The following is a 13,642-nucleotide window of genomic DNA, read 5'->3' as shown; positions in this document are numbered from 1 at the left end:
CCCTCAGGGCACCAGGACCAGCCGGATCGGATTGCCCTCCTTGCGCTCGAGGCGCTCGACGGCGGTCGCGGCGTCGCGCAGCGGCAGCGTGTCGCTGATGGAGCGGGCGAAGTCCAGTCGGCCGAGCTCCGCCAGGACCACGAGCTCCGGCACATGGTGGGCCTCGGATCCGTAGTGTCCGCGGACCTGCTTGCGCGTGTAGGAGAACGCCGTGCTGTCCGAGATGGTGATCGGGTTGCCGCTCAGGCCCACGAGCACCAGCCGGCCCTGCAGCCCGAGACCGGCGAGGGCCTGCGACCGGACGGCGTCGACGCCCGCGAAGTCGAAGGCGACGTCGAGCCCGCGCCCGGAGGTCGCCGCGGCCAGGGAGGCGGCGAAGTCGTCGGCCCGCGGATCGAGCGCCAGGTCGGCGCCGAAGGCGAGCGCCCGCTCGCGGGCCTCGGGCAGCGGGTCGACGGCGATGATCGGGGCGGCGCCCACCAGGCGCAGCAGCTGCACGCCGTGCGCGCCGAGCCCGCCGACGCCCCAGACGCCGACCGCCTCGGCCGGCCGCACGCGCCCCGTGGACACGATGGAGGCCCAGGGGGTCGAGACGGCGTCGGGGATGATGGCGGCCTGATCATAGGGGAAGTGCTCCCCCAGCGGCACCAGCACGCCGGCGGGGACCACGACGTACTCGGCCCAGCCGCCGTCGTAGTCGACGCCCATGGTGAGGGTGACGCCCCCGTGCTCGTAACCCGCCTGCAGGACGACGCGGTCGCCCGGCACCCAGCCGTCGACGCCGTCGCCCGGGAGATCCACGCTGCCGGAGACCTCGTGGCCGAGGGTGACCTCGTCGCCGCGGAGGTGCATCGGCCTCAGCAGCCCCTCGATGAGGTGGACGTCGGAGAGGCAGACACCAGCCGCCTGGACCTTCACGCGGACGAAGCCGGGGCCCGGCGTCGGAACCGGCACCTCCTTCACCTCGAAGGATCCTGTGCTGACGTCGAGCCGTCCGGCGAGCATGGTCTCGTTCATGGGTCCTCCTCGGGTAGGCCCTCATGCTAGCCAGCGGGCGGCACCCGGCGCCGTCCGAGGCCGTGCCTTGACGAAGCCCCGCGGGCAGTGCGTGCAATTAGTTGCTTAGGCAACCTAAGGAGTAGAATGGAATGTCGTCGAAGGAGGAAAGCCATGAGTGGAGCGCTGCAGCGCCTCGGCTCCTTCACGATCGTGGGGACGATCGCGTTCATCGTCGACATCTCGGTCTACAACATCCTCGCCTCGGGCTTCGGCATCGGGCCGATCACGTCGAAGGTGGCCTCCGTGACCCTGGCCACCGGGGTCTCCTGGCTGGGCAGCCACTACGTCACCTTCCGCCAGTTCGCCGGTCGCCCGAAACGCGAGGAGGCCGTCCTGTTCGGCCTGACGAACCTCGTGGGCCTCGGCATCGCGGCCGCGTGCCTCTTCGTCTCGCACTACGCCCTCGGACTCACGAGCCCGCTGGCGAACAACATCTCCGGGAACGTCGTGGGTGTCCTGCTCGGCAACGTGTTCCGCTACCTCGCCTACCGCTTCTTCGTCTTCCGCCCGTCGGCCGTCGAACCCGCCTGAACGCCGCGGCTCCCCTCGCCGTCGTTCCCACCTATCGGTGCTTCGACCGCGTGGTGGGCCGGGACACGCCGCGGTTCGACAACCGGTCGGTCAGAACCAGGGAACGACGGCGGGTGCTGCCCTTTCGTGCGGCGGCCCAGTGCTCCCGCTACCCGGATCCGGCACCCCGTGCAAGCGTCCGGACCGGGGCGTGAGCCCCGGCGGTGACCACGCGCGGCCCGTACGATGGAGCGCACCCGTCAGCGTGCTGCCGGCGCCGTCCCGCCACTCCCGCAGCCGTTCGCCGCCTCTTGGAAGAGATTCCGCCATGCGCCTTCCCGCCACCGTCAGCACACTGGCCCTGAGCAGCGGAATCCTGCTCGCGGCGCCTGCAGCGGCCCCGGCGATGGGTCCTGCGGTAAGTCCGGCGATGGGTCCCGCGACCGTCGGTCCCGGTGTCCCGTCGTCCGAGCCCGCCCTGCCTCCCCCGGAGGAGGTCATCGCGCCGCCCGTCGTCCCCGGGCCGCCCACCGCGGAACCCGCTCCTCCGACGACGGACCCCGCTCCGACGGACCCAGTCATCCCGACGGTCCCCCCGGTCCAACCGGTCCGACCCGCCCCGCCGACCGACCCGCCGTCCGCCCCGCCGACCGCCCCCGCGGTCCCGCCGACCGGCGGGGTCACGGACCCGACGGATCCGCCCGCCGTACCGCCCAGACCTGCTCCTGCTCCTGCTCCGCCCGTCGACCCCGAGCGGCCTGTACCCCCGGAGCCCGCGCCGCCGGGACCGGCGGCACCGTCACCAGCGCCCGCTCCCGCGGGAACCGCGGACCGCACGTCCGGCGGGGAGGTGTCCCGGGCCCCGGTGCAGCCGTCGAACCCGCTCCCGCGCACGTCCGCCACGTCGGCCGCTCCGGGATCATCGCCCCGGGAGGAAGCGGGGGAGGACGTGGAGCAGGCAGGTCTCGGCGCGTCGGCACGCTACGTCGCCGCCGGCGTGCTCAGCCTCGTGGCGCTCGCGCTGGCCGTCGCGATCGCCGTCGTCGCCAGGCCGAGGCGCCGGAACCACACACACTAGGGCGCCCGCGGGCCCGCCGTCGTCCGTCCCTTCCGACGACGGAGCCGCGCGTCACAGGAGGACACGGCGCGTTCCGGGCCTCGGACCCGCAGAACCCGGGAAGGACGCCGGGACGGCGGGACGGACGGGAACGCAGAAGGAGCCGGGAGTGACCTCCCGGCTCCTTCTGTGCGGTACGTGCGTTACGTGCGTTCCGTGGTCGCTGAAGGACTAGCGGACCTGCAGGGTGAGCATTCCCGTCGAGTTGGACTGCACCACTTCGATCTTCGTCCCGGTCCCGGCGACGACGACGGAACCCTGCGGGTTCGTGGCGTCGTAGTAGGCGTTGGGGTTGGTGTCGTCGAAGACGGCGACGCCGGGCTGCGACGGCACGGTGGCCGTCGTCATGCCCGCAGCCGTCTCACGGTGCAGGCTCAGCGGATCGGTGGCCTCCTTGCCGAAGGTGGCGTCGAAGCTCTGGATGCGGTTGCGGAGCGCGGTGCCGTCGGACCAGGTGAGGGCCTTGGGGTGGGCGTCCACGGGCAGGGCCAGGCCGGCGCCGGGGTGCTGGCGCGTGTTGTTGTTGGCCTGCGCGGTGTTCCAGTACGTGATGCTCAGGCCGTCCTGGTACTTGTAGTGCTCCACGGTGTCGGGGCTGGTGACGCCCCAGCCGAAGTTGTACGGACCGGTGGCGAGCGTGGCGTCGTAGCCCGCGTACACCCGGTTCTCGGCGATGTAGAAGCGGTTGTTGCCGGCGGCGTCCTTCGGCAGGTTCACGACGACGGCCTGCGGGGCCTTGGTCGCGTGGAACGAGGGGCCGATCTTGTGGGTCGACTTCACGCCGGTCGTGGCGACGTCGTAATCCAGCCAGCCGAGCTGCAGCTTCTCCCAGGCGCCCATGTGGTTGGGCGTGGTGCCGATCGATCCGTCACCGTGGCCGAGCCATGAACCGGAGCTCATGAGCGTCCAGAAGCCGGTGCCGTTCTCGCCGCCGCTCGTGTCGTACAGGTCGGGCAGGCCGAGGTCGTGGCCGTACTCGTGCGCGAAGACACCGAGACCGCCGTTCTCGGGCTCCGTGGTGTAGTCGCGGATCCACACGTCCGACTTGCCGATCTTGATGCCGCCGAAGGGGTTGGCAGCGGGACCGGCAGTGCCGCGTCCCGCCTGGCCGACCGCCCAGCGGTGCGACCAGATGGCCGATGACGCCGCGCCGGCCTCCTCGCCCTCACCGGCGTGGATGGCCTGGAAGTGGTCGATGTAGCCGTCGGCCTCGTCGAAGTCGCCGTCCTTGTCGAAGTCGTAGCGGTCCCACTGGTCGAAGCCCGCGAGGTATGCGTCGATCTCGGCTGCGGTCTTGCCGCCCGCGATCTGGGCGTCGTACCAGGCGTTGGCGGTGTCCTGCACGAAGCGGGTCATGTCCGCCTGGCTCTCGGTCTCGCCGTAGCTGGCCGAGGTGTAGGGGACGGTCACCCAGTCGCTGACGTCGCCGTCGACCGTGTACCGGCCGCTCGACATCTCCTCGTAGACGCCCTTCAGCGACTCGCCCTCCGTGCCGAAGAACATGTCGAGGTAGTGCTCGCGGTCGAAGGTGTCGGACCAGTAGGTGGAGTTGTCCACCGCGCGGTTCGGCTCCTTGATCGCGCCGTGCGTGGGGCCCGGGGCGGAGCCGGGGAAGCGGGGGTCCACCTTGTCGCCGAAGTCGACGAGGAAGGACAGGATCTGGTCGCTGTCCTGCAGGCCGTACTGCGCCCACTGGCCGGGAGCGACCTTGACGGCCTTGGAACCGTTGCGGTCCTCGACCTTCGCCTCGCCGGAGATGACCTTCTCCACGCCCTGCTGGTTGAGGTCGCGGCGCTCCTCGGCCGCAGGATCGGAGCGGTCATCGAGCTTCTGCGCCGCGCCGTCGGCGCTGGGCGAGGACGTGGACGACGACGCCGCGGTCGGCGAGTCCGCCGCGATGCCGGTAGTGGCCTGCGCGCTCACGGGAGCGAGCACGACGGCGGTGGTCACGGCGAGCGCCATCGCGCACCGCAGCCCCCGGGGACGAGTGGTGAGATTCAAGGGTTCTCCTTCATGAAATATCCCAGCTGATGTGGAGCACGCCCGGGTCGGTCGCCCGGGCAGACGAACATGTTGCCTAGGTCACATGTTCTGACTGGGACGCTAGCACCGGCCCCGGACACTTTCAGGATTGGTTGCGTTCTGTGAACCATCGGTGTGGTGCGGTCTGGCGCGACGGCGGTCGGCGTCCTATAGTGCCGCGCGGGCCACTGCCGGCCGCCGTCGTTCCCACCTTCTGCGGCGGAACCGCGTGGCGGGCCGGGACACGCCGCGGTTCGACGGCCCGTCGCCCAGAACCCGGGAACGACGGCCTGGCGCAGGTGTGATCGGACGCAGGAGTAACCTGGGCGCAGGAGTAACCCGGGCGCAGTGACCCGGGCCGCGCGTCAGGCGAACGGCGCCAGGACCTTCGCGGCCTCGCCGAGCACCTCGGAGCGCGTGGTCGCATGGACGGAGAAGCGGATGCGGTCCTCCCCGTGCAGCGTCGCGGTGATGCCGGCATCGGCCAGCGCCGCGTGCGCCTCGGCCGCCCGCCCGGGGATGCCTGCCACCACGATCCCCGCACTGTCCGCGCGCTCCCGCGGCGAGAGGACCTCCACCCCCGCGGTATCGAGCTGCTCGACGAGCGCCTGGGCGTGGGTGGCGATGATGCCCTCGATCGCCGGCACGCCCACCGACTCGATCAGGGCGAGGGCCTCCGCGAGGCCCCCGGTCGCATACGGCGAGAGGTTCGAGATGGAGAAGCGCTGCGCTCCGGGCAGCGGTGGGTGCTCCTCGCCGTCGTACCGGCGGGACGCCGTGACGCCCGTCCATCCGGTGAGCAGCGGGTCGATCCGCTCGAGGGCCCGCGGGGAGGCGGCGAACGCCGCGACGCCCCAGCCGGCGCGGATCCACTTCTGCGCCCCGGCGACGAGCACGTCGGCGAGCGTCCACTCCACGTCCGCGACGCCGAAGCCCTGGATGCCGTCGACCACCAGCAGCCGGTCGGGTCCGATCGCTCCACGGATCCCCGCGAGGTCGGCGCGGTAGCCGGTGCGGAAGTCGACGGCGCTGACACTCACCGCGACGGTGTCGTCCGTGAGTCCGCGGGCGACGACGTCGGGCGTCATCAGGGTGCCGGGTCCGCCGACCAGCTCCACGCGCGCCCGTCCCGCGGCGCTGGTGCGCAGCCAGGGATAGGTGTTGGCCGGGAACTCCCCGGCGCTGACGAGCACCGATCCGCCGGTCAGGCCGAACGCCACCTGGAACAGCCCGAGCGAGGTGCTGGCGGTCAGGCCGACGTCCTCGAGGGGGAATCCGCTGAGCCGCGCGAAGGCCTCCCGGGCGCGGAGGTCCTCCCCGTGCAGGGTCTCGCCCGCGTCGCCCCCTTCGCCGGCGATCTCCAGGAGGTGCGTGACCCGCTCGCGGACGGCACGCGACGGCGGGCCGAAGCTCGCGAAGTTCAGGTACCCGGGCGCCTCGGTGAAGGATGCCTGATAGGACGCGAAGGCCGCGGCGTCGCGCTCGGTGGTGCTCATCCGGCCATGATCCTCTCGAGCGCCGTCGTGTGTCCCAGCAGGCCGGGCAGCCCTCCGGTGTGCCAGAACACGACGCGCCGGCCGCGGACCAGCTCGCCCTGCCGGACCGCGCGCAGGAGCCCGGCCATGGCACGCGCCGTGTAGGTGGGATCGAGGACGAGGGCCTCGGTGCGGGCGGCGAGATGCATGGCCTCGAGGACGGCGTCCGTCACGGAGCCGTAGCCGGTCCCGAGCAGGCTCCCGTCGATCCGCAGGCCCGCGGCGTCCGCGGGCTGTCCGGTCAGCTCCGCGACCATCCGGGCGACGGCCGGGGCCGGCTCGGACATCGCCCCGGTGTCCACCCCGAGGACGCGTCCGGCGCCGAGCGACGCAACGAGGCCTGCCATGGTCCCGCCCGAACCGACCGCCACCACGACCTCCTGCACGGCGGGATCCTGGTCCAGGAGCTCCTCGCCCGCCGTCCGGTAGCCGGTGGCACCGAGGGCGTTCGACCCGCCGAAGGGGATGACCGTGGGACGTCGGCCCTGCGCGGACAGCCCGTCCGCGACGTCCTGCACCCGGGCGGCGAGCTCCTCGTCCCCGACGTCGCCGCACCAGTGCACGGTGGCGCCGAGCAGGGCGTCGAGGGCGATGTTGCCGGCGGGCGCAGGCTCCCCCGTCAGCACGAGGACGACGTCGATCCCGAGCCGGGCGCCCGCAGCAGCCGTCAGGCGGGCGTGGTTGCTCTGGGCCGCCCCACTCGTGACCAGCACGTCGGCGCCCTCCGCCAGCGCGGTCCCGGCGGTCCACTCGAGCTTGCGCACCTTGTTGCCGCCACCGCCGAGGCCGATGAGATCGTCACGCTTGATCCAGAGGTCCCCGGAATCGAGGCCGAGCGCGGACGAGAGGCGGGGCGCGGGTTCCAGCGGCGTGGGCCAGGACCCCAGGCCCGCCCGGACAGGGGTGCCCGCAGGCCGGACGATCGGATCCGTCATGTCTTCCTCCACGTGCTCGTCGGCGTCTCCCCAGACGCTAGCGGATCCACGGCCGTCCGGGGGCTCACCGGCCCGGGCGGCCCCGGGCGGCAGCCGGCCCGGGCGGCCCCGGGCGGCAGCCGTGCCGGACGGTCTCAGCGCCGCCTGTTCCTGCCCTTGAGGAGCGGGTTGGGGCTGTTGGTGGTGATCCTTGTGGAGTCCTCCGCTGCCGGTCCGCCGCCTGCGCTGCCGGCCGCGCGCCGACCGCGGCCCCCGGAGCCGCGGGTGCCGGCGTCGAGATCGGGTATCGCCTCGCCGTCCACGCTGCCGGCGATGCGCTCCTTCCGCACCTGCTCCCGCACGGTCGTCCTGCCGGTGACGGTGGCCTTGCCCAGCCGGACGCGTTCCACGGGCACGGTCTCCTTGCCCACCAGCACGGCATGCTCCTCGTGACCCACGAACTCGACGATCTCCTCCTGGAACAGCGAGTCACCGGAGGCTGCATCGGCCCTCGTCACGGGCTCGCGCTCGATCCGCAGCTCCTCCCGCTGGACCGGCACCCGCACCGCGGCCTCCTCGGTGACGACGTGCTTCCGCAGCCGGACACGGGCCGCCTCGTACGTCTCCGTCCCGACGCGGAGCCGTTCCTCCGAGCGGACCATCCACGGTTCGCCGTCGTCGTCGCGCCCCTCGTGCAGCGCAGGGTCGTCACCCGCCGGCGTCGTCGCCGTCGTCGCCGTCGTCCTCGTCTCCAGCCCGTAGTGGCGGAACAGCGCGCTCTCGTCCTCCGGGCTCAGCCCGCCGTCGCGCTCGGTCGACGGGGCGTGCCGGATGAGGTCCCGCGGGTAGGCGACGACGAGCCGGCCGTCGTCCACGGCGGCGCCATCCAGCGGCACGAAGGACTCCCTGGTGCCGAAGAGGCCGGTGTGCACGGTGATCCAGGCCGGCGTATCGGTGGCGTGGTCCAGGAACACCTCGCCCACTGTGCCCACCCTGTCCCCCTGGTCCGTGACGACGGCGCTGCGATGGCCGAGAAGGGGTTCGAGATCGTGCAGGGTGAGCATGTGGGGTTCCTCTCGTCGGTGCCGCCCGCCGGAAGCGGCGCATCTCGACAGACTAGAGCGGTTCAGCCCCACATAACAAGCATGCTTACTATCTGTGCCGGGGTCTGGTCTGCGGGCGGCGGCTGCGCTCCGGTCCGTGTCGCCGACCGGCCCATGCCCGGACGCACGGCGTCGGCGGAGGGTCGGCGGAGGGTCGGCGGAGGGTCGGCGGAGGGTCAGCGGAGGGTCAGCGCGGCCAGCATCTCGTCGGAGGCGGCCTGCGCCTCGAGGTCGAACGCCCCGCCGCTGACGAGCAACTCATCGACCCCCGTGCGGTCCTTCAGCTCGGCGAGCTGTCGCTCGACCTCAGGGGCGGTACCGTACACGGCCGTGGCGAGCGATTCCCCGACGAGACCCTCCTCCCGCGCGGACAGCGGTCCGTCGGCGGCCTCGAGCGGCGGGAAGTACCCCCGTGTCCGGGAGACGGCGAGCGCGCGGGCCTCGGGCAGGAGCAGCCGCCGCGCCGCCGCCGTCGTGCCCGCGACGGCCACGTTCAGCGACGCCGTGACGTGCGGGGCGTCCCACCACGCCGACGGGCGGAAGGAGGCGCGGTAGCGGTCGAGGGCGGGCTGGCTGTCACGGAACAGCGCGGGCCCGCCGAGCACGACGGCGAGTCCGGCCTCCGCGGCGAGGTCCACGCCCCGCCCCGTGGCGAGGACGAAGACGGGCGTGCGGCCGCCGTCCTGCGGGCGGGCCGTGATGGGCGCGGTGCCGCCGAGGAAGGCGAGCAGCTCGGCGATGTCCTCCCCGAAGCGGTCCGCCTCCTCCTTCCCGGTCCGCAGCGCAGCCCGGACCGCCTGCGTGAACCCGAGCGACCGGCCGATCCCGAGGTCGAAGCGCCCGCCGGACAGGGCGGCCAGCGTCGCGGCCTGCTCGGCCACGACCAGCGGCTGATGGTTCGGCAGCATGATGCCGCCCGTGCCCACGCGGATCGTCGTCGTGGCCGAGAGGACGGCGGCCGCGAGCACGGCGGGCGCCGATCCCGCGATGCCGGGCACGCCGTGGTGCTCCGCGACCCAGAACCGCCGGAAACCGAGCCGCTCGGCGCGGCGGGCCCGCACGATGACGTCCTGCAGCGTCCGTTCCTCGGGAGAGCCGAGACGTGACTGGGCGCGGTCGAGGAGGGACACGCCGGCGAAGAGGGAGGTCATATCCGTGGAACCAGCGACGCGGCCGGGCCATTCCGGTAGTGTTGCGCCACGGGCGTCGGCAACATCGCCCGAGCCAGTCGAACAACGGGGTCCGGCCGGCCGACCACCAGCGGAGTCAGCGTCATGGGCATCTTCACGAGGGACCGTCGTCCACAGCAGCCCGCGCCGGCAGCGCCCCCGGCGCAGGACGGGAACCGCAGCCTCCACCTCGCGGACAGCATCGCCCACTCGCAGGCACGGCTCCTGCTGATCGCCGACCGCATCGCCGCAGGACGCGCGGAGCCCGGCGACGAGGCCCGGCTGCACATCCAGTGTGCGATCACGGAGAGCTTCCGGCGGAGCCTGGAGAAGGCCGCGGTACCAGCCGGCCTTGGCGACGACGCCGAGGAGTGGCTGCGCACCCGCACCGCCCCGTCCGGCGCCGACGCCCGGCAGCTCCGCCCCCACTGACGCCGGCGGTGCACCCCCTCTCGCGATAATGACGGTGGCGCGCGTCAGGATGGGATCTCGTCGTCGGCCGCGATCCTGCAGCCGGCGCGGTCTCACCGAAAGGACTCCCGCGATGATGGGCGCCCACCATGCTGCCTGCGGCGCCGCCGCCTGGGTAGCCGCCACCACCCGGATCGACGTGCACCCGGGCCGGCTGCTGCCCGTCCTGCCCGACACCGTCACCCTCGGCCTCGGGCTGCTGGACGTCAGCCCCGTCGGCGTCGTCACCGGCGCCCTCGTCACCGCGGGTTCCGCGCTGCTGCCCGACGCCGACCACCACAGCGCCACGATCGCGCACTCCCTGCCGCCGCTGTCCAACCTGCTGTGCGCCGGGATCGGGGCCGTCTCGGGAGGGCACCGGCGCGGCACGCATTCGCTGCTCGGTGTCGCCGCATTCGTCGCCGTCGCGTTCGTCGCCGGCCTGTGGACCGTCGAGACGGCGGACTTCGGCACCATCTACCCGGGCGCCGGCCTGCTCACGGTGCTGCTCGTCTCCTTCGCGGCCAAGGCCCTGAAGATCATCCCGGACAGCATGCGGCGCTCACCCTGGGCTGTCGGCCTGACCGCGGGCGCGTTCGTCACGGCGTTCGCGCCCGAGGAGCAGTTCTGGTTCCCGCTCGCCGTGGGTATCGGCGTCGTCGCGCACATCCTCGGCGACATGCTGACCACCGGCGGCTGCAATCCCGTGTACCCGTTCCGGCTCCGCAGGCCCCGCAGCCTGGCGAAGGTGCCGGTGGTCGCCCAGGTCTGGCGGCCCAACGGCAACATCGCCGTGCCCGTGCTCGGCAACGCCGGTTCCCTGCGTGAATGGTGCCTCCTCGTGCCGATCTCCCTGTATGCCGTCTGCGGCATGGGCTGGGCCATCGCGCACTTCGACGACGGCGCGATGGTGGTGGCGCGCGTGGCGGGAGCCGGCTGAGACGGCTCCGTAAAGTGCCGGAAACACGGCAGGGCTAGGGTCAGCTCTGACACCGGACGAAGGGAAGGTCAATGCACCGCGACGGATTGTTCTTCGATCCCCTCGAGGCGGAGGAGGAGGCGCCCGTGCGCGCGCCCGAGCCCACGCGGCGCAGGCGGCCGGATCCCGAGGATCTCGATGCCCAGCGCCGGCGCGAACTGGCACGCGTGCAGGACGAGCTACGGAGGATGGCTTCGGGGTCACCCCGCGGCTGACCCGGCAGAGCGGCTGCAGCGCATGAGTCAGGCAGGCTCAGCAGCCGTCGGGGCCGCAGGCGGGGCCGTCGGGCGACGGCGTGAGTGACACCAGGGGGTGGGACTCACGCCAGGCCTGATCGAGTGCCTCCCGGAACAGCTCTACGGGCTGCGCGCCGGAGATCCCGTACCTGCGATCGATGACGAAGAAGGGGACGCCCTGCACGCCGAGCGTACGGGCCTCCTCGATGTCGTGGCGGACGTCGGCGGCGAACCGGTCGCCTGCTGCGGTCTCACGGATCTCGGCCTCGCCGAGACCGATCCCCGCGCCGAGGGCGACGAGCACCTCGACGTCGGAGGTGTCCAGTCCCTGCTCGAAGTGCGCGGACATGATGGCCTCCTTCGCGGCGTCACCCCGGCCGTGGGATTTCGCGAGGTGGAGGAAGCGGTGCGCGGTGAAGCTGTTGCCCACCACCACCCTGTCGAAGTCGAAGGAGAGCCCTTCACCCTCAGCCTGGCGGGACAGGTGCTGCCACATCTCCCGGACCTGCTCCGGGGCAATGCCCTTGCGCTCGGCGAGGTACTGCTGCTCGGTGCCCTCGTAATGGTCGGGGAGGGAGGGGTCGAGCTGGTAGCTCTTCCAGGTCACCTGCACGGCGTCCCGGTGGGGGAATTCCGCGAGGGCTTTCTCGAAACGGCGCTTACCGACGAAGCACCACGGGCATTTGACGTCGGACCAGATCTCTATGTGCACATCCAGCACAACCGCGGAGCGCCCAGGCCCTATTCCTGAAGGAGGGCCTGGGCGTCCTCGCTACCTGCGGTTGAGCAGGTTACGGATGAACCCGCCGGTCTTGCCCGAGGGTACGGGAGTGCCGCGCCGGCCGGCCGTGCCTCCCACGGGCTTCCCTGTCGTCCCGGTACCCGACCTGCTGAGGTAGCGGTTCGCGGCCGTCCTGATCCTGTTGCTGATGCCCATGCTGATCTCCTTCGATCATCGCCTCGTCACCCCGGAAACATCAGGTGGCTTATCAGTTTAGGGGGCGACCGCGCGGGCGGCCAGCCCTCCGCCCGAAACGCGGCACCGGACCGCCCGGCGTACGGTGGGAGGATGAGCGTGCCTACAGAGTCCAGGGTCACCTTCGACGGTCGCTTCGCGCGGGAACTGCCCGAGATGGCGGTCGCCTGGCAGGCCGAAGACGCCCCGGCGCCGCGCCTGCTGGCCCTCAATGAACCGGTGGCGGCGGAGCTGGGGTTCGATCCCGGGTTCCTCCGCTCCCCCGATGGCCTCGCCCTCCTGCTCGGCACCTCGGTGCCCGACGGCGCGACCCCGGTGGCCCAGGCCTACTCCGGCCACCAGTTCGGCAGCTTCAACCCGGGCCTCGGCGACGGCCGGGCGCTGCTGCTCGGCGAGGTCACCGACGCCGCGGGCCGCCTCCGCGATATCCACCTCAAGGGCTCCGGCCGCACCCCATTCGCGCGCGGCGGCGACGGACTCGCCGCCGTCGGGCCCATGCTCCGCGAGTGCATCGTCAGCGAGGCCATGCATGCACTCGGCATACCGACCACCCGCTCCCTCGCCGTCGTCGCCACCGGGCGGAACGTACGCCGCGAGACCCTGCTGCCCGGCGCCGTCCTCACGCGCGTCGCGAGCAGCCACCTGCGCGTCGGGAGCTTCCAGTACGCGGCCGCCACCGGCAACGCGGACCTCCTCACGCGCCTGGCCGACCACGCGATCGACCGCCACCACCCGGAGGCCGCAGCCGCTGAACGACCCTACCTGGCACTGTTCGAGTCGGTCCTGTCCGCGCAGGCATCGCTCGTGGCCCGGTGGATGCTCGTGGGCTTCATCCACGGCGTGATGAACACGGACAACGTGACCATCTCGGGTGAGACGATCGACTACGGGCCCTGCGCGTTCATGGACGTCTTCGACTACGCCACCGTCTACAGCTCCATCGACCGCGGCGGCCGCTACGCCTACGCGAACCAGCCGCTCATCGCCGAGTGGAACCTCGCCCGCCTCGCCGAGACCCTGCTGCCACTCATCGACCCCGACCAGGAGCGGGCCGTGGCCCTCGCCGTCGGCGTGCTCGAATCCTTCCGCCCCCGGTACAGCGGCGCGTGGCTCGCCGGCATGAAGGGCAAGCTGGGCCTGCCCGACGACATCGAGGACGACATCGCCTCGGCCCTCGCCAACGACGTCCTCACCCTGCTGCAGGAGAACCACGTCGACTACACGTCGTTCTTCCGGGGCCTCGGGTCGGTCGTGCGCGGCGACGCACGGCCCGCACGGGACCGGGTGCTCGACGTCGCCGCCTTCGACGCCTGGACCGAGCGGTGGCTGGCCCTCGGCCCCGACGCCGACGCGATGGACCGCGTGAACCCCGTGTACATCCCGCGGAACCACCTCGTCGAGGAGGCACTGGAGGCCGCGACCGCCGGCGACCTGGAACCGATGAACCGGCTCGTGGACGTCATCGGCCGCCCGTTCGAGGAACGGCCCGGGCTGGAGCGGTACGCCGCCGGCGCCCCGGACGACTTCGGGCGGTACACGACGTACTGCGGCACCTGACCGCACCAGCACCGG

Annotated in this window: 14 protein-coding genes; 6 read left to right on the top strand and 8 right to left on the bottom strand. The window is 72.4% G+C overall.

The genetic code is table 11. The annotated features are described in order from the left end of the window. Positions 1-3 precede the first annotated feature (3 nt). Positions 4-1,017 (bottom strand): zinc-binding dehydrogenase, encoded by a 1,014-nt coding sequence (locus V6S67_RS01065; protein ID WP_334208482.1) that lies wholly within the window; start codon positions 1,015-1,017, stop codon positions 4-6. A 153-nt stretch (positions 1,018-1,170) separates the two neighbouring features. Here V6S67_RS01065 and V6S67_RS01060 point away from each other — a divergent pair, with 153 nt between their 5' ends. Then, positions 1,171-1,590 (top strand): GtrA family protein, encoded by a 420-nt coding sequence (locus V6S67_RS01060; RefSeq protein WP_334208481.1) that lies wholly within the window; start codon positions 1,171-1,173, stop codon positions 1,588-1,590. Between the two features lie 307 nt (positions 1,591-1,897). Further along, the gene (locus tag V6S67_RS01055; protein ID WP_334208480.1) at positions 1,898-2,647 is read left to right on the top strand and encodes a hypothetical protein; all 750 of its coding nucleotides are present in this window, start codon (positions 1,898-1,900) and stop codon (positions 2,645-2,647) included. A gap of 210 nt (positions 2,648-2,857) precedes the next feature. Here the strand turns inward: V6S67_RS01055 and V6S67_RS01050 are convergent, their stop codons facing one another. The 5 genes from V6S67_RS01050 to V6S67_RS01030 form a co-directional block, all read right to left on the bottom strand. After that, a complete protein-coding gene (locus V6S67_RS01050) occupies positions 2,858-4,687 on the bottom strand; it encodes an immune inhibitor A domain-containing protein (protein WP_334208479.1) in 1,830 nt (609 codons plus the stop codon). A gap of 386 nt (positions 4,688-5,073) precedes the next feature. After that, positions 5,074-6,204, bottom strand: a complete 1,131-nt coding sequence (locus V6S67_RS01045) for an aminotransferase class V-fold PLP-dependent enzyme (protein WP_334208478.1) — start codon at positions 6,202-6,204, stop codon at positions 5,074-5,076. Next, the gene (locus tag V6S67_RS01040) at positions 6,201-7,178 is read right to left on the bottom strand and encodes a D-cysteine desulfhydrase family protein (RefSeq protein WP_334208477.1); all 978 of its coding nucleotides are present in this window, start codon (positions 7,176-7,178) and stop codon (positions 6,201-6,203) included. Before V6S67_RS01040 ends, V6S67_RS01045 begins: the two co-directional genes overlap by 4 nt. A gap of 134 nt (positions 7,179-7,312) precedes the next feature. Further along, a complete protein-coding gene (locus V6S67_RS01035) occupies positions 7,313-8,221 on the bottom strand; it encodes a PRC and DUF2382 domain-containing protein (protein WP_334208476.1) in 909 nt (302 codons plus the stop codon). A gap of 215 nt (positions 8,222-8,436) precedes the next feature. Then, on the bottom strand, positions 8,437-9,411 hold the full coding sequence (locus V6S67_RS01030) for an MsnO8 family LLM class oxidoreductase (protein ID WP_334208475.1): 975 nt from the start codon (positions 9,409-9,411) through the stop codon (positions 8,437-8,439). A 123-nt stretch (positions 9,412-9,534) separates the two neighbouring features. Here V6S67_RS01030 and V6S67_RS01025 point away from each other — a divergent pair, with 123 nt between their 5' ends. The 3 genes from V6S67_RS01025 to V6S67_RS01015 all read left to right on the top strand — a co-directional run bounded on the left by V6S67_RS01025 (position 9,535) and on the right by V6S67_RS01015 (position 11,073). Next, positions 9,535-9,861 carry a hypothetical protein gene (locus V6S67_RS01025; protein WP_334208474.1) on the top strand — a complete coding sequence of 109 codons (327 nt, stop codon included), beginning with the start codon at positions 9,535-9,537 and terminating at the stop codon, positions 9,859-9,861. Positions 9,862-9,973: 112 nt separating this feature from the next. Beyond that, on the top strand, positions 9,974-10,819 hold the full coding sequence (locus V6S67_RS01020) for a metal-dependent hydrolase (protein WP_334208473.1): 846 nt from the start codon (positions 9,974-9,976) through the stop codon (positions 10,817-10,819). A gap of 71 nt (positions 10,820-10,890) precedes the next feature. Continuing rightward, positions 10,891-11,073, top strand: coding sequence for a hypothetical protein (locus V6S67_RS01015; protein ID WP_334208472.1), 183 nt, complete (start codon positions 10,891-10,893; stop codon positions 11,071-11,073). Between the two features lie 37 nt (positions 11,074-11,110). Here V6S67_RS01015 and V6S67_RS01010 read toward each other — a convergent pair whose 3' ends face one another. Together V6S67_RS01010 and V6S67_RS01005 are read right to left on the bottom strand one after the other, a co-directional pair. Continuing rightward, a complete protein-coding gene (locus V6S67_RS01010) occupies positions 11,111-11,806 on the bottom strand; it encodes a DsbA family oxidoreductase (RefSeq protein ID WP_334208471.1) in 696 nt (231 codons plus the stop codon). Between the two features lie 60 nt (positions 11,807-11,866). Beyond that, entirely contained in the window at positions 11,867-12,031 is a 165-nt protein-coding gene (locus tag V6S67_RS01005; protein WP_334208470.1) for a hypothetical protein, read from the bottom strand. A 132-nt stretch (positions 12,032-12,163) separates the two neighbouring features. Here V6S67_RS01005 and V6S67_RS01000 point away from each other — a divergent pair, with 132 nt between their 5' ends. After that, positions 12,164-13,627, top strand: coding sequence for a protein adenylyltransferase SelO (locus V6S67_RS01000; RefSeq protein ID WP_334208469.1), 1,464 nt, complete (start codon positions 12,164-12,166; stop codon positions 13,625-13,627). Positions 13,628-13,642 lie beyond the last annotated feature (15 nt).

The organism is Arthrobacter sp. Soc17.1.1.1, from assembly GCF_036867195.1.
Classification (GTDB): domain Bacteria; phylum Actinomycetota; class Actinomycetes; order Actinomycetales; family Micrococcaceae; genus Arthrobacter_D.
The sequence above is the reverse complement of the archived record's forward strand: the minus strand, read 5'-3'. Positions and strand labels throughout refer to the sequence as shown.